Raw genomic sequence first — 20,805 nt, forward strand, 5'->3', positions numbered from 1 at the left:
AAGATCATCAATATGGCGGCCAAGCGAGTTCGTAGTGGTTGTGATATTGAGGTTTTTTTAATGAAAGAGGTGAAGGAAACTATGTTCAGTGATACTATTGCAGCTATTTCTACAGCAGTCGGCGAAGGTGGAATAGCCATCATTCGTGTTAGCGGACCGGATGCTGTTCAAGAAGTGGAACGTATATTCAAAAGCAAAAACAAATTAACGCAGGTGGACTCCCATACCGTACATTATGGTCATATTGCTGATCCGAAGACAGGAGAGAACCTGGAAGAGGTGCTCGTGACCGTTATGCGTGCTCCCCGGTCCTTCACGACGGAGGATGTAGTGGAGATTAGTGCTCATGGCGGGGTGATCTCCGTAAAGCGTGTGATGGATCTGTTGCTTCTATTAAACATCCGCTTGGCGGAGCCGGGCGAATTTACGAAGCGGGCCTTCTTAAATGGCCGGATTGACCTATCCCAGGCCGAGGCCGTTATGGACCTGATTCGTTCGAAATCGGATCGTGCCTTCTCGGTTGCTCTAAAGCAGGTTGAAGGAACGCTATCCCGCAAGATCAACGAGCTTCGTCACACTCTTGTAGAGACACTGGCCCATATCGAAGTGAATATCGATTATCCTGAGCATGATGTGGAATCACTCACCTCGGAGTTCATTAAGGAGAAAAGCCAGCAGGTGATGCATGAGATTGATAAGCTGCTGAAGACTGCACAAGAAGGGAAAATCCTGCGTGAAGGAATTACGACGGCTATCATCGGCCGTCCCAACGTAGGCAAATCCTCGCTCTTGAATACACTTGCCCAGGATAATCGGGCGATTGTCACGGATATTCCGGGAACTACGCGAGATGTTATCGAGGAATTTGTCACGATTAACAACATTCCATTAAAGCTGCTGGATACCGCAGGGATTCGGGAGACGATGGATGTGGTAGAGCAGATTGGCGTTGAGAGATCCAAGCATGCGGTAAACGAAGCGGACCTAATTCTACTCGTACTGAATGCCAGCGAACCACTACATCAGGATGAACTGGAATTGATGGAACAAATACGCGGTAGACAATGCATTGTCATTATGAATAAAATGGACTTACCGTCCCAACTCGATCTGGACATTCTGCATCGGTACTACCCTGAGGAATTGATTGTTCCGATGTCTGTGAAGGCAGAAGAAGGTATCGACCGGCTGGAAGAAGCCATATCGAATTTGTTCTTCAGCGGCCAGATTGAAGGTGGGGATCTGACCTATGTAAGCAATGTGCGCCATATTGCCTTGTTGAAGAAATCCAAGCAGTCACTTCAGGATGCTTACGATGCGGCGGAACAGCTTATTCCGATTGATATGATACAGATCGATGTCAGAATGGCCTGGGAGCAGTTAAGCGAGATACTGGGCGAAGCGGTTGGTGATTCGCTCATCGATCAGATTTTTTCACAATTTTGCTTGGGTAAATAAGCAAGCAGGTTTACTATATAGAGGTGAGATTCGTTTTGAATTTTCAGGGATATCCGCAAGGGTGCCCTAGATTACGTATATAACACATTTTAGAACAGGAGGGTGAGCTATGAGTTATATGGGTGGCACTTATGACGTAATTGTCGTGGGTGCGGGTCATGCCGGCTGTGAGGCTGCACTGGCATCTGCACGTATGGGTGCCGAAACGTTAATGGTTACGATCAATTTGGATATGGTTGCTTTTATGCCTTGTAACCCGTCCATCGGGGGTCCTGCAAAAGGACATGTCGTGCGCGAAATTGACGCATTGGGTGGAGAGATGGGACGCAACATCGATAAAACCTTCATCCAGATGCGGATGCTGAATACGGGAAAAGGTCCGGCCGTTCACGCGCTGCGTGCTCAAGCTGATAAATTTTCTTATCAGCATACAATGAAAGAAACGATGGAGAAGGAAGAGAAGCTTACGCTTCGTCAGGGCATGGTAGACCAACTCATCGTTGAGGATGGAGTGTGTGTGGGCATCCTGACCCAGACAGGTACAGAATATCGTGCGAAGGCTGTTGTGCTGACTACCGGTACGTACCTGCGCGGTAAAGTCATTATGGGTGAACTCATGTATGAGAGCGGCCCGAACAATCAACAGCCATCGGTTAAACTTGCGCATAACCTGCGTGAGCTTGGATTCGATCTCGTTCGGTTCAAGACGGGAACGCCACCGCGTGTTCACAAGGATACCATCGACTTCTCCAAGACCGAAATTCAGCCTGGGGATGACAAACCAAAGTTTTTCTCTTATGAAACAAAATCCTCCGATAATGAGCAGCTTCCATGCTGGCTGACGTATACATCGGTGGACACGCATCAGATCATTAATGATAATCTTCACCGTGCTCCTATGTTCTCGGGCATTATTGAAGGAACGGGACCACGTTATTGCCCGTCCATTGAGGACAAAATCGTTCGTTTTGCCGACAAACCGAAACATCAGATTTTTCTTGAGCCTGAAGGCAAAAACACAAAGGAATACTATGTGCAAGGGCTCTCCACCAGCTTGCCTGAGGATGTGCAGCTTGCGGTCCTTCGTTCCATTCCGGGCATGGAAAAGGTTGAAATGATGCGCAATGGCTATGCCATCGAGTACGATGCGATGGTGCCAACGCAGCTGTGGCCATCCCTGGAAACGAAAAAGCTGCCGGGCCTGTTTACAGCCGGTCAGATCAATGGAACCTCGGGTTATGAGGAAGCTGCAGGTCAGGGTATTATGGCTGGTATCAATGCAGCACGTAAAGTGCAAGACAAAGAGCCTGTCGTTCTGGATCGTTCACAAGGCTACATCGGGGTATTGATCGATGATTTGGTAACCAAAGGAACGAATGAGCCTTACCGTTTGCTTACTTCCCGTGCCGAATATCGTTTGCTGCTTCGTCATGATAATGCGGATCTGCGTCTCACCGAAATCGGTCATGACATCGGACTGATCTCGGAAGAACGTTATGCTAAATTCCTTCAGAAGAAGCAGTTGGTAGAGCAGGAGATCGAGCGTCTTCGTCAAGCGAAGGTGAAGCCGGTTGAGGTGAATGCTACGCTTGAAGCAGCCGGTTCTGCACCGATTGTGGATGGAAGCAATCTGCTGACAATCCTTCGTCGTCCGGAAGTATCGTTTGCGATGATCGAGTCGCTTTCACCATCTCCATATGATCTGGATGAGGATATGAAGGAGCAGGTAGAAATTCAAATTAAATATGCGGGTTATATTGAGAAACAGCTGGGTCATGTAGAGAAGCTGCAAAAGATGGAGAAGAAGCGCATTCCGGAAGATATCGTATATGACGACATTAACGGATTGGCTATGGAGGCTCGGCAGAAGCTGAACAAGATCCGTCCAATCTCCATCGGTCAAGCATCGCGGATCGCGGGTGTAACACCAGCGGATATTTCGATACTTCTCGTTTACCTGGAGCACTACAACCGGGTGACCGCAGCGAAAGGATAAGGAATGGACAACATTCAGAAAGCTTTTGTTGACCGTCTCGGAGAGCACGGGATCACGATAGATGAGAAACAGCTTCAGCAGTTCGAGATGTATTATGAAGTACTGGTAGAGTGGAATGAAAAAATGAATTTGACGGGGATTACGGAGCGGGAGCAGGTTTATACGAAGCATTTTTACGATTCGGTAACGCTTGCCTTTTATGTGGATATGAGCAAGATTGGCAGTATGGCGGATATCGGATCAGGAGCTGGCTTCCCGGGTATCCCTCTGAAAATATGCTTTCCGCATATTAAGCTGACGATAGTAGATTCACTGAACAAACGAATTACGTTCCTTAAGTTTGTTGTGGACACCCTTGGTCTATCCAGCGTTGAACTGATCCATGGTCGTGCGGAGGAAGTTGCCCGCAAGCAGGGGTACCGTGATGGCTTCGACCTGGTAACGGCAAGAGCGGTAGCCAGAATGGCTGTGCTGAATGAGTTCTGCTTGCCTTTCACCAAGGTAGGAGGACGTTTTGCGGCGATGAAGGGCAGTGACCCTGCTGAAGAGGTGAAGGAGTCTGCTAGAAGCCTGAAAGAGCTCAGAGGGGCGCTGAACAAGGTGCATTCGTTCTCCTTGCCTGTAGAGGAGTCTGATCGGCACATTGTGGTCATCGATAAAAAGGGTGCCACACCTTCCAAATATCCTCGCAAGGCAGGAACGGCAGCGAAAACACCAATTATATAATCTACTTCTCTTCTTTAGAAGGGAAGTCATAGTAGAGAAGGACTCGATGGAGTCCTTCTTTTTTTTATGAGTAGGGTAGGGTTGCCTCCATAAGGGTGAGAAACTCGAGCGATAGCTTTCTATCAGAGCTTCTTAAAAGCATGAGATTACGAATTTGCTAGTAGGCTTTTGTGTGAGGTATTGGATTTGTGTAAAAGGCAGCTTCATTTTTTTGAAATGGGAGTAATGAATGTTGTTTGCACTTACGATAGGCTGAGTATCATGATGACATTCGTATTTCTATTCCGGTTGAATCTTGGATAGGATGGAATTGTGCCTATGGATATATACGTTAAAATAAGAGAATGTTTCACGTGAAACATCCCAGAAGATTTATAAATTAAAACAGTCTCTTTTTTAAACAGTTGCTGATACTTGAATGAAGGCCTCTTTACTACCATTGCAAGAACAAAATCAGGTTAGAGGATTGCGGGACTCGCAAACATTACCTGATAGTGTTTTCTCCGAAATTTTGAACCTTGGTGGGTCCATTCCGGGGTACAGATACAGATTAAGACGTAATTCTATTGGTATATCCCACAATCATTCTGACAACTCATATCCCATGAAGCATCATAGGAGTGGAGATTTAACTACCTTTCTTATTTTGGAAGTCAAAAGTTTGGAATTGTGCACAAATCATGTATAAACCAAGCGAGAAATGCAGGAAAAAAGGTGATATTGGAGAATAGAGTTATAGGACAAAAAGTGGTAGAATAGAATCGTAGTATCCATTTGAGCAGGTGGGCGATTCTGCCCGTTCTTTGATGGGATGAAAGAGTATAAATCCTGGTTTGGTCACTTTTCCATCCTTGCTTCGTGCAGTCTTGATTAGAGAAATTGCGACTGCTGTTATTTGGAAGTTCCATGTCACCCAAGGGGACAGTGGTCTCTTACGAAGTAGAACTAATATATACAACTTGTGAGATATCGAAAGTTAGACAACATCATGCTATGGCCTCCTGATATATCTCTCAAGAAGCAACCGCTTCATGCAGCGGGGTTTGATCAGAGAAATGCGGTCTCGCCATTAGGGCTTATTCTCTAATCAGCATGAAATCTGTTTTTGCAGGGAAATGCCTGGCTCCACAGTGGAATCTAGCACCATGACAGCTTGGATATTGCTATATCTAAAATTGGCGCTGGATTCATAAGGAGTTACCTCACATTGTGGTTGTCCAATCGCTTATATCGATTCCGGGATTTTCCGGAGGCTCATCCGTGCTATCATGAAATTAGGTGGTAATATACGGAATGAAAGAACAATTTTCGAGATTGTTTGGCTTAGCGGCAGAGCGGAACCAAGGGGATGAAGTGAAACAAGTCCCGGTAAACGAGATTGTCAGCAGCCCATACCAGCCACGGACGATTTTTGATGATGATAAGATTGATGAGCTGCTCCAGACGATTAAAACCCATGGAGTCATCCAGCCTATCGTCGTTCGTGTCCGTAATGGCGTGTATGAGATCATTGCAGGGGAACGCCGCTGGCGTGCGGTTAAGAAGCTGGGTCTGGACACGATTCCGGCCATTGTTCGGGAGTTCAACGATTCACAAGCGGCATCGATTGCGTTAATCGAGAATTTGCAGCGTGAAGGACTGACTTCGATTGAAGAAGCTGTTGCTTATCAAAAGCTGATAGATCTTCACCAATTAACACAGGAAAGCCTGGCACAGCGATTAGGCAAGAGCCAATCGACCATTGCCAACAAGATCCGTCTGCTGCAGCTACCGGAAGCAGTCAAGCTTGCACTGATGGAACGTAAAGTGACGGAACGCCATGCTCGTGCATTGCTTTCATTGGATAATGAAGAAACCCAGCTCAAGGTGCTGGATGAGATCATAACCAAAGAGCTGAATGTGAAACAGACGGAGGCTCGTATCGCCTTCTATAAAGAAGTAACTACGATGAAGAAATCCAAGCGCATATCCTACAGTAAGGATGTTCGTTTGGCCCTGAACACGATTCGTCAATCGATTGACATGGTCTCAGGTTCCGGAATGGCTATCAAAACAACAGAGAATGATCATGAAGATCATTATGAAATCGTTATAAAAATACCTAAACGTTAAGATATGGTGTGAAGCGGTATACATCGTACCGCTTTTTCTGTTGACCGAGGAGGGGAGATACCTCATTCAATTGAAATTCTCTTAACTCTCTTCGGCAGGCGGAGTCATATAGGTTTATTCTTACTTACAGATGAGAAACACGTGATTAATATTGTTGCTCATTTTCATCGGCGCTATATCCTGGAGCATTCCGGTACATGGGGATTGTTCACATATTTTATGTACAGCTAATTTGCTGTATACATCTATTGCGACTACTTAGAAGAGTCTTCCTACATTGAGGTGAAATGAGTGTCAAAGATAATTGCCATAGCAAATCAAAAGGGCGGTGTCGGCAAAACGACGACTTCCGTCAATCTGGGAGCTGGATTGGCTTCGCTAGGCAAACGGGTGCTTTTGGTGGATATAGACCCCCAAGGAAACACAACGAGTGGGGTTGGCATTAATAAAGCCGATGTTGCAAACTGCATTTATGATATTATCATCAACGAAGTACACCCGAAAGACGCCATCTGTGGGACAAACATAGAAGGTCTGGACATCATTCCGGCTACCATTCAACTGGCTGGTGCTGAGATTGAGCTTGTTCCTACGATCTCCCGTGAAGTGCGTTTGAAAAAATCACTTCAATTAATCAAGCCCCAGTATGATTATATTTTGATAGATTGTCCTCCGTCGCTAGGCATTCTAACAATCAATTCTTTGACTGCGGCCGATTCCGTTATCATTCCGATTCAATGCGAGTATTACGCTCTGGAAGGTTTGAGTCAGCTGCTGAATACGGTACGTCTAGTTCAGAAACATCTGAATACATCCCTCAAGATTGAGGGTGTATTGTTAACCATGCTGGACGCGCGCACCAACCTGGGCATTCAGGTGATTGAAGAAGTGAAGAAGTATTTTCAGGAAAAAGTGTACAGAACGATTATTCCGAGAAATGTTCGTTTGAGTGAGGCGCCGTCTCATGGACAGTCGATCATCACCTATGATCCCCGTTCAAAGGGAGCGGAAGTATACTTGGAGCTGGCAAAGGAAGTGATCTCGTATGAGTAAACGTTTGGGAAAAGGGCTGGATGCGCTTATTCCTTCTTTGTCTATTCATGATGATGACAAGGTAGTGGAAATTCCGCTCAGTCAATTGCGAGCGAACCCGTATCAGCCGCGCAAGACATTTAACGATGAAGCGATCCAGGAGCTGGCAGAGTCGATTCGTCAGCATGGCGTAATTCAGCCGATTATCGTTCGGAGTGTGCTGAAAGGGTATGAGATTATTGCCGGGGAGCGCAGATTCCGGGCGTCTCAGTATTGCGGAAAAGCTACAGTTCCAGCGGTGGTTCGTTCTTTTAGCGATCAACAGGTGATGGAAATTGCCCTTATTGAGAACTTGCAGCGTGAGAATCTGAATGCCATGGAAATTGCGGTGGCCTACCAGGGACTAATGGAACAATTTTCCTTAACGCAGGAAGAGCTGTCTCTGAAGGTGGGTAAGTCTCGCTCTCACATCGCTAACTTTTTACGGTTGCTATCTCTACCGGAAGAAGTGAAGGAAAATGTTTCACGTGGAACATTATCCATGGGTCATGCTCGAGCGATCGTTGGAATTAAGGATCCGATCCTTGTTAAACAATTAGCGAAGCAATGTGTGGAACAAGAGTGGAGCGTTCGTGAACTAGAGGAAGCGGTTAAGAATTTGGATCGCAAGCCTGCCGACAAAGCGAAGGCGAAAGTGAAAAAGCGAGATCCTTATATTGACCATCTGGAAGAGGATTTGAGAGAGCGATTTAAAACAACGGTGAAAATTAAGCACAATAAAGACAAAGGGAAGATTGAGCTTAACTACTATAGTAAACAGGATCTGGAACGACTGCTGGAGCTCCTTCAATAATAGATGAAGGTTGTTAGTGAAGAGGGCTCTAGCACGAGTGGGATAGGTTATAGTGTGACGGATTGAAAAGTAAACCAGAGTGATTAAAAACCAAAGACATGTCGACGTTCCTGTATGGGAATGAGATATGTCTTTATTTAACTGAATGTGCATGGTGACAGGGATGTGAGTGTACTACAATGTGTCGATGTTTGACCATGTATTATAAGGCATCCATTATAGAAGAGATGAAGGGGAAACATCATGGACCCGATCGTTTATCTGGATCATGCGGCTACTTCATGGCCCAAACCTCCTGAGGTGTTTGAGGCCATGAGGAAGGCGATGGAAGACGCTGCAGCTAATCCGGGACGGGGCAGTCACCGGATGGCCGTGAAAGCTTCCCGTGTGCTATACGGGACTCGGAAGACACTTGCGAATATCTTCGGGGTGAAGAACCCTAATGATATCGCACTAACCTCGAATACAACCGAAGCGCTGAATTTAGCAATCAAAGGATATTTGCATGAAGGAGATCATGTGATTGCTACGATGATTGAACACAATTCGGTGCGAAGACCTTTGGAATATTTAAAACGCACACGAGGAATACAAGTGGATTATGTCCCCGTGGATGAGGAAGGTCACCTGGATTTGCAACTAATTGAGGGTGCGTTTCGTTCAAATACCAGGTTGGTTGTATGCAGTCACAGTTCCAATTTGCTCGGCTCTATTGTTCCTCTCTATGAACTGGGAGACATAGTGAAGAGGAAAGGTGCTGTACTGCTCGTAGATGCCGCTCAGAGTGCGGGTATGCTGGATATCAACGTGGAGGACATGCATATTGGTATGCTGGCTTTTCCGGGGCATAAAGGGCTTCTTGGGCCACAAGGAACGGGCGGGTTGTATATCTCACCAAATATTGATCTGGAACCCTTAATGCATGGAGGTACAGGAAGCCAATCGGAAGCGATTGAGCAGCCGACGGTGCGTCCGGATCGATATGAGGCAGGAACACCTAATACGGTGGGATATGCAGGGTTGCAAGCAGGAGTGGAGAAGGTGCTGGAATGGACGCCGCAGCATATCTACCGGCATGAATGGGAGTTAACGCAATATATGATGGAGGGTCTGCAAGAGGTAAGAGATCTTCGCTTACTCGGACCAGCTTTAGGAAAAGCGCGAACGGGCATTATAGCGTTTGTGTCAGAAAGGTACAGTGCATCGGAGCTTGCGTTTCGACTGGACCGGGAGTATGGGATTGCCGTGCGTGCCGGTTATCATTGCACACCGCTTGCACATATGGCATCGGGAACGGAAAAGACCGGTGCAGTCAGAGCCAGTGTAGGTATTTCCACACGCCGTGATGAGATTGATCTGATGAGAAGAGCTATTGCAGAAATTCACAGTTAAACGATTAGATCAAGATGGAGAAGAGGAAGGAAGAAAGCATGTCTGAATTAAATGAATTGATCATGGAGCAGCTTCATTGGTTTGTCGTCGGAATGATCATGATCATCTTGATCTTATGGATAACGATAATGGTTCAAGGGGCAAAACTGCGAAAAATGAGGCGTCGATACGATGCGATGATGGCAGGCAGCGGGGTAGAGGATATTGAAAGCCTGTTGGTCCAGTTGAAAATTCAAATGGATGAAATTGAAGAGGGACATGCCAGTCACCAAAAAATGCTGGATACGATCAGCAGCAGCATAAAAGGGATGAAGTCCAAGGTGGGCATCGTCCGATACAATGCATTTGGTGAACGAGGGAACGAAATGAGCTTCTCCCTGGCTATTCTCAGTGAACAAGAGGAAGGGATTGTTCTGACCGGCCTGCATAACCGGGAGAGCTCCTATGTGTACGCTAAACCATTGAAGGATGGACAGTCTAAATACCCATTGTCTCCGGAGGAAAAAGAGGCCGTTACTCTTGCGCTGCAAGAAGGGTAGAGCGGTTCCACTCTTTGATACCGGCAAAAAGACAGGTTGCAATGATATCAGATAACCGCATGACCAAGCTCAAGCGTGTGTTCTGCAATACAAAGTACTCCATAAAGCCGCCGACATTGACGATACCCGTTACATGGATATCGCCGACCGGCGGTAATTCTTTATGTACACCGGCTCCAGGCTTGAGAGGTCCGTCGGATACCTGAATAGAGCCTACACTTGATGATTGACCCAGACAGGCATCAATTCCGATCACAAAGGGGTTATCATATTTTTCATGAATAGCAGTCAGGGTATCCTTAAGATTCATAGCGTGGACAGGCTCGTCCAGTGTTCCATAGAGATGGAACAGGGGGCTGTTATAACGGGCAAGAGACGTGCCAACCAGAGGGCCCAGGCAATCACCCGTAGAGCGATCGGTACCGATGCAGACAATGACAAGCGGACGATGCTGAATACGAGCGTCAGAAAGATGGAAGAGCAGGCGATGTATAATAGCAGAATGGATGTTAGGGTCCGTATGTGGTATTTTTAAGCTTGAAGCCTCCGGGCGAGACGTGATTTTAGATAGACGGTTCATAGAATCTTCCTTTCGTCTGCATTTGGTAGTATCAGTATATGGATGAAAGACCGTTTTTATACTTTGGGATTTGCTTAAAATGTGATTTGGTGTTCATTTCAGACAGCTTCCTAGCTTAAAGAAAGAGGATGAGCCAGTCTTTACGGCTTTATACGGGTTTATATGAATAAGCTGAACTTTTTAACAGTTTATATAAAACTCTTATTATTAGGTCATGATGTTAAATAAGCATATTAATAGAAACGATAGGCATGATGGAGGAGGATGGAACAGTGGAGGGCGCGATGCTAATCGCATTTGATTCCACCCAGCAGGCGCTGCGTGCGGAGATGCTGCTGGAGTATGCGGATATCGAAATCGATCTCTTTCCTACACCGAAAGAGATTACGGCAGGCTGTGCATTATCGATTCAATTCCCGCCAGGTGCGTTAAAAGATGTTCAAGAGATCATCCGACAGGAGCATGTGGAGATCCGGGGCATATTTGCACTTGATAACAACATGAGGTATATAGGCATCGAAGAATAAGGGGTAGGACATCAGGCTTGAGGAGCTTGGGTTATCTGACCGGGAGACAGGTAGTTTACAAAACGTTGGTGAGGGAGCAGTGGACTTGAAAAATCAAATCGTTGGATTTTTTACCGATGAAGCGATGTGGATGAATATACTGACATCGGGCATTCGGGTCACTATCATTTTTATTCTGACACGTCTTGTTATTCGGGTTGTGTATAAAATGATTGATCAATTCCTGTTGAAGCAGGAGAAGAGTCGGATTCAAGTTAATTCACGACGATTTGTTACAGTGGGAGAGCTGTTAAAAAATGTAACTTCCGTCGTATGTAATTTCGTTATGATTCTAATCATTCTCTCGGAGTTCAACTTTAAGTTAGGGCCATTGTTAGCCGGTGCCGGGGTCCTTGGCCTGGCCATAGGTTTTGGGGCACAAAGTTTGGTTAAGGACGTGATTACCGGGTTCTTCATTATATTTGAGGATCAGTTTGCTGTAGGCGATGTGATTAAGAGTGGTGAATACCGGGGAACAGTAGAGATGATTGGACTCCGCACATCGCGTGTAAGAGGATTGAACGGAGAAACATATATTATTCCGAACGGGATGATTACGAGTGTCACGAACTACTCGCTGTCCAATTCGCTTGCAATTGTGGATTTGCCGGTTAAGAATGATCAGCAGCTTAAAGATACGGTTACACTTATTCAAACGGCGCTTGAGGGTATCACGGAACGTCGCCCTGAGGTGCAGCAGACACCGGATGTGCTTGGAATTCAAACCTTGAACACATCGGAATATGTCGTTCGAATTGTAGCGGAATGTAATCCCAATGCAAGGGAAGCTGTGGAGCGTCAGATTTTCACCGATATCAAACAGGCGATCGAAGCACGGGAGATGGGACAAGAACGTGCTCAGGGTTGATCAATTTCGTTATCTAATGATATATAATAGATAAGATGAAAGAGATGAAACCAAGGGAGCGGAAACCATGGAACGCAAGGTATTTCAGTTAGGGGATATCGTTCAGATGAAGAAACCTCATCCTTGTGGGAATAATGAGATGGAGATTATTCGCATGGGGATGGACATTCGGATCAAGTGTACCAAGTGCCAGCATAGTGTGCTGATACCCAGAGGAAAGTTCGAGAAGAACCTGAAGAAGGTTTTACGTTCGGCACAGGATTCCGAAGGGGCAGGGGATACTCCGTAATATCTCCTCCCGAGGAGGTATCCCAAGCAGCTGTATGCGAAGCAAGGGATCTAGGGAATGGATATTTGGATTTGAACTTCAGCTTCGGTCACTGTGTCTAAGGTAGGTCAGAGAACAGACAAGCTGTTGACGAGACAACGTTTCCATGCTATAATCAATCTTGCTGTGGAAAGGTACCCAAGAGGCCCAAGGGGGCTGACTCGAAATCAGTTAGGCGTCGCAAGGCGTGCGTGGGTTCGAATCCCACCCTTTCCGCCACCATCGTTTATAAGTTCCGCTGTTATGGATGTAAACGATACGGTTACATAAGTTAGGTGTAAGCTGTATATGCACCTTTGAATAAGACACTCTCTTGCAAGGTTATCCTGCAGAGAGTGTTTTTCGATTTGCTAAGGAATTTATCCAATCCACTTGCTGAAGTGAAAAAAAGAAGGACCCGATTGGGCCCTTCCTTCTGGGTAGGCGGTGCTTGTGAATTGGAATCATTTTATCAGCACTTATGCGAACCTTGTCAATAGCTTCACTTGTCCAAGAGGTCAAGCATTCGGCTCATTTCCTTAGCTTGCAATCCGTGTGAATATCAGAAACCTCATGCGTCGTTCAGCTGCAACGTTCAACGGAACCACACCTCTCTCATGCACCGCCTGATTATAATGTGCGCCTGAAGCATGATTTGTATGCATGGTTACGTTGATGGAAATATATGCCTCGCTGTTCAATGAGGGATTCACGTGGATGGATATGTGGATCCATAAAGCCCAATTGATGGCGGAACCTGTATCACGCGAATGCCATCTGCAGATACAATGAATCAACAGTGACGCGGCTTATTTGATAAAAGTGAGCACAGCTTTCTTTTGTTACTTAGGCTGTACTCTGCGTTTATTCAACCATACACGGTCATCATTCTGGGTTTCTGGAAAGGTGTCACCCCGGCTCATTTTGATCTGGCGCGGATTCTCGATCCCCATGATATGGTCTCTGACGCCTACTTCCATATAAACCCCGTTGTTAGGGGCCTTGTCGCCTGCACGAAATTCGGTCTGTTCTCCCATTGCGGGTCTACCTCCTCATTATGATGGATGGACTGCATGTATTATCATGCGCCAATGGACGGCAAATCATCGCAGGGAATGTGAGAAAAGCGCGGTAATAAAGGGAAGAGTGCCTGTACGACAGGGAAAAGAAACTTGCATCCGATCATCCGTTCTGATATAGTATTATGGTGCGAGTTAGACTCGCTCCTTGCTCTCAACAGGGATTGAGGGCCGAAGTCCATAAGGAGGTGAAACATATGCGCAAATATGAAGTGATGTACATTATTCGTCCTGACATTGAACAAGAAGCTGTTCAAGCTGCAGTCGATAAATTCCAAGGCATCATCTCCAACGGCGGAGAAATTACAAAGCATGACGTAATGGGTAAACGCCGTCTTGCGTATGAGATCAAGAAATTCCGTGATGGCGTATTCGTTCTGGTAAACTTCAACGCAACACCTGAAGTTGTAGCTGAACTTGAGCGTCTCATGAAGATTTCTGACGAAGTTATTCGTTATCTCATCACGAACGACGTTGCTTAAGATGTAGAAGACTTTGTAATTGATTTCGTTCTAGGAGGGGATTGGATTGTTGAACCGTGTCATTTTGATTGGCCGACTGACTAAGGATCCCGAGCTGCGATATACTCCTTCAGGTGTTGCTGTAACGCAATTTACACTTGCTGTTGATCGTCCATTTACTGGACAAGGCGGGGAGCGCGAAGCGGATTTTATTCCGGTCGTGACCTGGAGACAGCTTGCGGAGACTTGTGCCAACTATCTGCGTAAAGGCCGTCTGACGGCTGTAGAGGGGCGCATTCAAGTGCGGAATTACGAGAATAACGAAGGTAAGCGTGTATACGTCACCGAAGTCATTGCCGATAATGTTCGCTTCTTGGAGTCAAACCGTGAAACAAGCGGTGGCGGAGGAACTCGTGAGGAATCGTCGTTCAGCGGAGGAAGCAGCAGCAGCAGCAATAGCAGCGGCGGAAACCGTGGGAACAATAACTACTCGCGAAACAACAATCAGGATCCTTTTTCCGATGAAGGAAAACCGATCGATATATCGGATGATGATTTGCCATTTTAATACGGAAAGGACTGACAACGCATGGCTTTTAAACAAAGAGAAGGCGGAGACAACGACAAAAGACCGGCACGCCGTGGCGGCCGCAACAAGCGTCGTAAAGTATGTTTCTTCACTGTGAACAAAATTACTCACATTGATTATAAAGATACAGATCTGCTCAAAAAATTCATCAGCGAGCGCGGAAAAATCTTGCCTCGTCGTGTAACAGGCACTAGTGCAAAATACCAGCGTGCTCTGACGATTGCGATCAAACGCTCCCGTCAAATCGCATTGCTTCCATACACAACTGAGTAATCATTGTGTTCCAGCGATCCAGCCTAACCATAGGCTGGATCGCTTTTTTATTGTGTAAGTCAACAGCTTGTCTGCGAGCAGAGGTAGCTTAGCAGGCATGATCCTTCTTGCTAGAGGTATAAATTGCCCCTCTGATAAAAGCTGAACGATCAGCAAAGAGAAAATGCCTGGGCTCATATCATCACAGCAGTGAAAGTAATCATCAAATTTATGGTGATATCGGTTTAACCAAATGTTGGGATACAATGTCTTCGTAGAAGAACACTGTCTCCTCTGAGTGTACATTTTGATTGCATGGCTGTGCATAAGAAATACAAGTGCGGTGTAAAGCATTCCAGTTTTAAAGTCCTGAAACCCTGTCTGTTTCAAATGGACATTGTCTATTGCAAGCAATACATTGTCAAGAATGATTAGACCTTCATTCAGAAAGAAAAATTAAAAATAAACGGCTGAAAACCACCCTTCGAAAAAAAATTCCTTCTATTATATATAGCTATACATAGGCCACCTTAAATAAGCATGAAATCCCATTAAATAAACAGTCCAAGAAATCTACAAGAGATGTATCGAAAAATGAGATCATTACAGCATCATTTATGCCTCTATATAGAAGAGAATGTTCTGCTTATTTAATCAGAGAGAACGCACATTGCTGTAATAGTGCACTAAAGAAAATTTAATATTGTGATTACATAAAATTTGCAGAAATCTTTCAGTTCCCTGATGTCCACTCCAGGGATACAAGCGTACATGAAGTGGAAGCTCAATGATGTTAGTCTTATTATGCATATTCCTCCTCCATTATCCAAACGATAAGGAAAAAGGAGGTAGTTGTATGTGCAGAAGATTCTCACTATCCGCAGGGATCGATGAGGTGAATGAACGTTTTGGTATCCATCGGGTAATGTATTATTATAAGAGCCGGTATAATATTAGTCCAACCCAAACCATGCCTGTCATCGTACAGGAGCAGGGGGAGCGCGTGCTTGATGAGTATCGCTGGGGGCTGGTTCCTTATTGGGGAAAGGACGCGGTCAATGCCGATTTTACGACAGTGGATCAGAACCCAACATACCGGAGAGCAATCGAGACGAGACGATGCGTTATTCCATGCAACGGTTTATATTACTGGAGAACGATTGGTAAACGGGGTTATGCTGTCAGAACGGTTATCGGGGAGAATGAAATTTTCGGCATGGCAGGGCTATATGAGACATGGCGGGATGCCAGAGGCAACGAAATGAGAACATGCACGGTCTTAATGACAGAAGCGAATGAAGCCATTCGGGAATTCGAAACGCGCATGCCAGCTATTTTGTCAGAAGAGAATATGCGCAAGTGGTTAGATCCTGAGGTCCAGGGAACGAATGCGGTCTATCCGCTGCTTAACACGTATCGGGGACAGATGCGGATGTATCCAGTAACACCACTTATAGCTGACGATTCGCATGATCATCAGCAGTGTATTGAAGAAATGGATTTAAAATTAGCTTGGGTGAAGAACCTATAGTTCGTAAGTATGAAAGACAAAGGTCGATTTATCTGACATGGAATTCAAAGCAAAAAGCAATCTGGAGCTGCGCTCGGGTTGCTTTTTTAGCGTTAATGGAGCAGTGGACTAAACTATGAAAATATGGAAAGCGGATGAATTACGTCATCTAATAACGAGTAGAAGCTTATGGTCAGAATGATATATAACATGGAATTAAGTTCTTGCTTTATCGAGGAGATCTGGAATAAAATTGCGTCATATAATCTAACTCTGAATTGACTCAACCATTGATTTTCAGAAGACGTTATATGATTTATTGAATATAATGTTATGATTTATAACATATAAACTGCAAGAGCCTATAGGATTATAGTTATTTATTGTAAATAAATCTTGATATTACATACATTTTCAGTAAACTAAGGATATACAACGGAAATAAACTTAATTATTACCCCCAAAAACGACGTTAAAAACATGATTTTTGAGAAAAATGAAAAAAAGTAATTGACGTTACCTAAATTTACACGTATCATAACATTAATTTTATAGGCAAGAAGATATTGCTAGAGACTTTGGCACTAATTGACCAATGGTATATTTTCTGTAAATCTTTCAATTTATTTCACATCATGCAATGACATCCCAGGAACTTTTAAGTATAAGTACCGAAATTATTTAAGGATGATTTCAATATTCGTCCTGATAATTTATAGCAACAACATTTTTTAAGAGGAGGATTCGCATGAAGAAAAGAATGTCACTCTTGTTCGTGATCATGCTCATGGCCGTTACGGTTCTGGCAGCGTGCTCGGGCGGAGGAACAGCAGAACAGCCACCAAGTCAAGGGGAGCAAACAGAGCAACCACCAGCTGAAGGCAATGGCACAGAAACTACAGAACCGCCAGCCGAAGGTGGAGATGAGAGCCAAGGTTACTTCGAAGCTGCAGATCCATCATTGAATCCGGCAGCTGCATTGAATCGTAAAGACACACTCATTGTTGGTATGACTGCACCAAAAGGGGTATTTAGCCCATTCTACTGGCAAACTGCATATGACAAATTTGTTGTAGAAGCTATGTTCGACTCTTTCTTCTCTATTCAAGGTGACGGTACTTACGCGAACCGTTTGGCTGAAAGTGTTGAGGTTTCCGAGGATAAGTTGAAGTATACATTCAAATTGAAACCAGGCGTTACCTATTCAAACGGTGACCCGGTTACAGTAAAAGATTATGCGTTTGCAATGAAGGTTTATCATGATTCCAGCTATGACGGTCAAACCGATATGCTGTCTGTCAACATCAAAGGCGGTAAAGAATATAACGAAGGCAAAGCTACCGACATTTCCGGTATTAAAGTTATCGATGATAACACGATTGAAATTGAAGTTACAGAAGCAAATGCGATGACAAAAGACAATCTCGGAACCGTTTCGTTTGTTCCAGAATCTTACTATGGCAAAGGTTACAAGCAAGGAAATCTCGAGTACATGAAAGAACTGCACGCTAAACCTATTGGCAGCGGTCAATATGTACTGAAGAGCTTCTCCCCAGGTCAAGAGGTAGTATTGGAAGCAAATCCTAACTATTTCCTGGGCGCACCAAAAATCAAAAACGTAATTTACAAAACAACAACTGAAGAAACCAGATTGGCTATGTTCCAATCCGGTGAGATCGATATGGATATGGTTACAGTAAACGAGGATAATGTAGAGGCTTTGAAAGAAATGGGCTTCCTGGACATTAACATTTTCCCAACCAATGGTTATGGCTATGTTGCAATGAACCATAAAGATCCAAAATTCCAAGATCCTAAAGTCCGTCAGGCTTTGATCTATGGTTTGAACCGTGCAGAAGTTGTAGAAATCATCTATGGTCAATATGCTAACGTGATCAACATTCCACAGTCCAGCCAATCATGGGCTTACACAGAAGAAGGCATTGAGCCTCACGAGTTTGATATGGAGAAAGCGAAGCAGCTTCTTGATGAAGCAGGCTGGGCACCAGGTGCTGACGGCATCCGCGAAAAAGACGGCAAGAAATTTGAAATTCATTTCTCTGCTACAGCAGACAACCCAGTAATTGATGCGCTGATTCCAGTAATGACTCAAAATTACCAAGAGTTGGGTATCAAATTAACCGCAGAAACTTTGGATTTTAACGCCATCATGGACAAGAAGGATAAAGGCGAGTTCGAAATGTTCTTTGCTGCATGGGGCTTGACTCCAGATCCAGACTCCACTGTATATATTACGGATGGAAATCAGAACGATATCGGATACTCCAATCCTGCTTATGACGCAGCTATGAAAAAAGGTTTGAACGCCTTTGATCTGGAAGAACGTAAAGCAGCTTATGCAGAAGCATATCGAATTCTGAACGCAGATGTTCCGGACCTCCCGATTTATCAAAGACGTGATGCATGGACAATCAACTCCAGATTGAACGGCATCGATATTACGCCTTACAAAACTTTCGCTATTGATCTTTACAAAGCGGAAATTGAACAATAGCATCAAGAAACATATGCTCAGCTCGCAAGAGCTGGGCATATCCACTTATAAGCCGGGAGGAATATTATGAAGCAGTACATTATCCGGAGGCTGCTGCAGATTATCCCGACAATGATCGGGATTTCAATTATCATATTTGCTATATCATCTTTGGTACCAGGTGATTATATCACTGCAGTGAACAACCCGACGATGACTGCTGAGAAGGCAGCACAGCTTCGGGCAATTTACGGTTTGGATAAGCCGCCAGTCGAGCGTTACCTGACGTGGGTCGGCAATATGTTAAAGGGTAATCTCGGAGATTCCCTTGTGCACAAACAACCTGTTACAACCGTAATGGGGAACTATGTATGGAATTCCTTTTTTATTGCCTTTTTCAGTTTGATATTGAGTTGGATTATTGCAATATTTGCTGGCGTATTCTCAGCCAAGTTCCAATACTCTTTATTTGATAAGATTGTCACATTAGTTATCTTTTTGTGTATGTCACTGCCTTCTTTCTTTATTGGACTCCTTCTTATCAAGTTTTTAGCTTTGGATTTAGGGTGGTTCCCGGTTGGCGGCATGAAGACTTCAGGGTTTAATGGAAACACATGGGATCAACTTGTTGATATTGCATGGCATATGTTCATGCCGGTTACCGTACTTACCATGCTAAGCACAGGTGGTTTGACGCGGTATTTCCGTACAAGCATGCTGGAAGTTATCCGTCAGGATTACATTCGGACTGCTCGGGCTAAAGGCTTGAAAGAACGTACGGTTATCTTCAAGCATGCGCTGCGCAATGCAATGCTCCCTGCGATCACTTTGATGGGCTTCGAACTACCAAGCTTATTTGGTGGGGCCATCATTTTGGAGAAGATTTTCATCTGGCCCGGGGTAGGTCAAGTATATCTGGAATCCATCAGCATGCGGGATTATCCGTTTATGCTAGGTTTCACGGTATTCATATCTATACTGACACTTCTCGGCAACCTGTTGTCTGACGTTCTGTATGGAGCTGCAGATCCAAGAATTCGCTTAAAGTAGGAGGAGATTCATTTGTCCGCAGAGGCTGCACCATTAAAAACGAATCTACCAGTTCAGAAGAAGCAGCCGGATTCTCCATGGCGAATAGCTATTCGCCGTTTTTCCAGAAACCGTCTCGCTGTCATTGGACTTTTCATAATCGTATTTATGTTTTTGTTATGTTTTGTTGGCCCAGTATTCTCACCTTATTCCTTATATGATTACAGTGTAGCTGACAAGAATTTGCCCCCAAGCTCGAAGTTCTGGCTAGGAACCGATAAACTGGGGCGTGACATTCTCCTGCGTATGATGCTCGCGGGCAGAATATCCCTTACGGTTGGACTTGTAGCCACAGGGATTTCCATAATTATCGGTGCCACCCTTGGCGCTTTGGCAGGATTTTATCGCAGATGGGTAGATACGCTGATTATGCGTATGGCTGACATCTTCATGGCCTTGCCTACACTGCCGATCCTCATCATTTTGGGTGCTATCTTGTCCGACTTGAAGGTCGAACCTGCAGATCGTATCTATTTCCTAATGCTGATTATCGGTGTACTCGGCTGGAGCGGTATTTCCCGTCTCGTGCGGGGGCAAATATTGACTCTTCGTGAACAGGAGTTTATGCAGGCAACGGAAGCTTTGGGGCTTAAAGATCGTCGGAAAATCTTCCGCCATTTGCTGCCCAATACGATTCCTATCATTATTGTATCGGCAACATTAGGCGTAGCAGGTGCGATTATTTATGAATCTGCATTAAGCTTTCTCGGGGTTGGTGTTGTTCCACCAACGCCATCATGGGGGAATATGATCTCAGCCGCAAACAATTTGATTGACTTCCGTAAGAGACCGTGGCTCTGGATACCGCCAGGCATGTGTATTCTTGTAACGGTTGTAGCAATCAACTTGATTGGTGACGGGCTTCGCGACGCACTTGACCCGAAAATGAAGAAGTAGGAGAT

The 20,805-nt window shown here is 44.9% G+C and carries 20 protein-coding genes and 1 tRNA gene; 19 read left to right on the forward strand and 2 right to left on the reverse strand.

The window, feature by feature from the left end; all coding sequences use genetic code 11:
- Positions 1-81: 81 nt before the first annotated feature.
- The 8 genes from mnmE (at position 82) to B9D94_RS28585 (ending at position 10,108) form a co-directional block, all read left to right on the forward strand.
- Entirely contained in the window at positions 82-1,458 is a 1,377-nt protein-coding gene (gene mnmE, locus B9D94_RS28550; protein WP_036640637.1) for a tRNA uridine-5-carboxymethylaminomethyl(34) synthesis GTPase MnmE, read from the forward strand.
- Between the two features lie 109 nt (positions 1,459-1,567).
- Entirely contained in the window at positions 1,568-3,454 is a 1,887-nt protein-coding gene (mnmG, locus tag B9D94_RS28555; protein ID WP_006207374.1) for a tRNA uridine-5-carboxymethylaminomethyl(34) synthesis enzyme MnmG, read from the forward strand.
- A gap of 3 nt (positions 3,455-3,457) precedes the next feature.
- Positions 3,458-4,180 carry a 16S rRNA (guanine(527)-N(7))-methyltransferase RsmG gene (rsmG, locus tag B9D94_RS28560; RefSeq protein WP_006207373.1) on the forward strand — a complete coding sequence of 241 codons (723 nt, stop codon included), beginning with the start codon at positions 3,458-3,460 and terminating at the stop codon, positions 4,178-4,180.
- Between the two features lie 1,293 nt (positions 4,181-5,473).
- Entirely contained in the window at positions 5,474-6,292 is an 819-nt protein-coding gene (gene noc, locus B9D94_RS28565) for a nucleoid occlusion protein (RefSeq protein WP_148248521.1), read from the forward strand.
- Between the two features lie 291 nt (positions 6,293-6,583).
- Complete coding sequence (locus B9D94_RS28570) at positions 6,584-7,345, forward strand: ParA family protein (RefSeq protein ID WP_006207371.1); 762 nt, start codon at positions 6,584-6,586, stop codon at positions 7,343-7,345.
- Positions 7,338-8,177: a ParB/RepB/Spo0J family partition protein gene (locus B9D94_RS28575; RefSeq protein WP_076151354.1), complete on the forward strand. Its 840-nt coding sequence runs from the start codon at positions 7,338-7,340 to the stop codon at positions 8,175-8,177. Before B9D94_RS28570 ends, B9D94_RS28575 begins: the two co-directional genes overlap by 8 nt.
- Before the next feature lie 243 nt (positions 8,178-8,420).
- On the forward strand, positions 8,421-9,569 hold the full coding sequence (locus B9D94_RS28580) for an aminotransferase class V-fold PLP-dependent enzyme (protein WP_148248522.1): 1,149 nt from the start codon (positions 8,421-8,423) through the stop codon (positions 9,567-9,569).
- A gap of 38 nt (positions 9,570-9,607) precedes the next feature.
- Entirely contained in the window at positions 9,608-10,108 is a 501-nt protein-coding gene (locus tag B9D94_RS28585; RefSeq protein WP_006207368.1) for a DUF4446 family protein, read from the forward strand.
- Here B9D94_RS28585 and yyaC read toward each other — a convergent pair.
- Positions 10,083-10,688, reverse strand: coding sequence for a spore protease YyaC (gene yyaC / locus B9D94_RS28590; protein ID WP_036640550.1), 606 nt, complete (start codon positions 10,686-10,688; stop codon positions 10,083-10,085). The genes B9D94_RS28585 and yyaC overlap by 26 nt on opposite strands.
- A 272-nt stretch (positions 10,689-10,960) precedes the next feature.
- On the opposite strand from yyaC, the gene B9D94_RS28595 reads away from it, so the two are divergent.
- From B9D94_RS28595 to B9D94_RS28610, 4 genes are all read left to right on the forward strand, one after another.
- Positions 10,961-11,215: a putative Se/S carrier protein gene (locus B9D94_RS28595; RefSeq protein ID WP_063478210.1), complete on the forward strand. Its 255-nt coding sequence runs from the start codon at positions 10,961-10,963 to the stop codon at positions 11,213-11,215.
- A gap of 79 nt (positions 11,216-11,294) precedes the next feature.
- Positions 11,295-12,122, forward strand: a complete 828-nt coding sequence (locus B9D94_RS28600) for a mechanosensitive ion channel family protein (RefSeq protein WP_367613808.1) — start codon at positions 11,295-11,297, stop codon at positions 12,120-12,122.
- A 67-nt stretch (positions 12,123-12,189) separates the two neighbouring features.
- Positions 12,190-12,411, forward strand: a complete 222-nt coding sequence (locus tag B9D94_RS28605; RefSeq protein ID WP_006207362.1) for a DUF951 domain-containing protein — start codon at positions 12,190-12,192, stop codon at positions 12,409-12,411.
- Between the two features lie 167 nt (positions 12,412-12,578).
- Positions 12,579-12,669, forward strand: a tRNA-Ser gene (locus B9D94_RS28610).
- A 602-nt stretch (positions 12,670-13,271) separates the two neighbouring features.
- On the opposite strand, the gene B9D94_RS28615 is transcribed toward B9D94_RS28610, so the two are convergent.
- On the reverse strand, positions 13,272-13,466 hold the full coding sequence (locus B9D94_RS28615) for a YjzC family protein (RefSeq protein ID WP_006207336.1): 195 nt from the start codon (positions 13,464-13,466) through the stop codon (positions 13,272-13,274).
- A 239-nt stretch (positions 13,467-13,705) separates the two neighbouring features.
- Between B9D94_RS28615 and rpsF the strand changes: the two genes are divergently transcribed.
- From rpsF to opp4C, 7 genes are all read left to right on the forward strand, one after another.
- Positions 13,706-13,990 (forward strand): 30S ribosomal protein S6, encoded by a 285-nt coding sequence (gene rpsF / locus B9D94_RS28620; protein WP_036640509.1) that lies wholly within the window; start codon positions 13,706-13,708, stop codon positions 13,988-13,990.
- Positions 13,991-14,036: 46 nt separating this feature from the next.
- Positions 14,037-14,537, forward strand: a complete 501-nt coding sequence (ssb, locus tag B9D94_RS28625; RefSeq protein ID WP_148248524.1) for a single-stranded DNA-binding protein — start codon at positions 14,037-14,039, stop codon at positions 14,535-14,537.
- Positions 14,538-14,558: 21 nt separating this feature from the next.
- A complete protein-coding gene (gene rpsR, locus B9D94_RS28630; RefSeq protein ID WP_006207333.1) occupies positions 14,559-14,831 on the forward strand; it encodes a 30S ribosomal protein S18 in 273 nt (90 codons plus the stop codon).
- Between the two features lie 835 nt (positions 14,832-15,666).
- Positions 15,667-16,341, forward strand: a complete 675-nt coding sequence (locus B9D94_RS28635; RefSeq protein ID WP_148248525.1) for an SOS response-associated peptidase — start codon at positions 15,667-15,669, stop codon at positions 16,339-16,341.
- A 727-nt stretch (positions 16,342-17,068) separates the two neighbouring features.
- The gene (locus tag B9D94_RS28640) at positions 17,069-18,835 is read left to right on the forward strand and encodes an ABC transporter substrate-binding protein (RefSeq protein ID WP_076151351.1); all 1,767 of its coding nucleotides are present in this window, start codon (positions 17,069-17,071) and stop codon (positions 18,833-18,835) included.
- A 66-nt stretch (positions 18,836-18,901) separates the two neighbouring features.
- Positions 18,902-19,864 (forward strand): ABC transporter permease, encoded by a 963-nt coding sequence (locus B9D94_RS28645; RefSeq protein WP_006207328.1) that lies wholly within the window; start codon positions 18,902-18,904, stop codon positions 19,862-19,864.
- A gap of 12 nt (positions 19,865-19,876) precedes the next feature.
- The gene (opp4C, locus tag B9D94_RS28650) at positions 19,877-20,800 is read left to right on the forward strand and encodes an oligopeptide ABC transporter permease (RefSeq protein ID WP_006207327.1); all 924 of its coding nucleotides are present in this window, start codon (positions 19,877-19,879) and stop codon (positions 20,798-20,800) included.
- Positions 20,801-20,805 lie beyond the last annotated feature (5 nt).

The organism is Paenibacillus sp. Cedars (genome assembly GCF_003184205.1).
In the GTDB taxonomy this organism is placed as follows: domain Bacteria; phylum Bacillota; class Bacilli; order Paenibacillales; family Paenibacillaceae; genus Paenibacillus_AQ; species Paenibacillus_AQ glucanolyticus.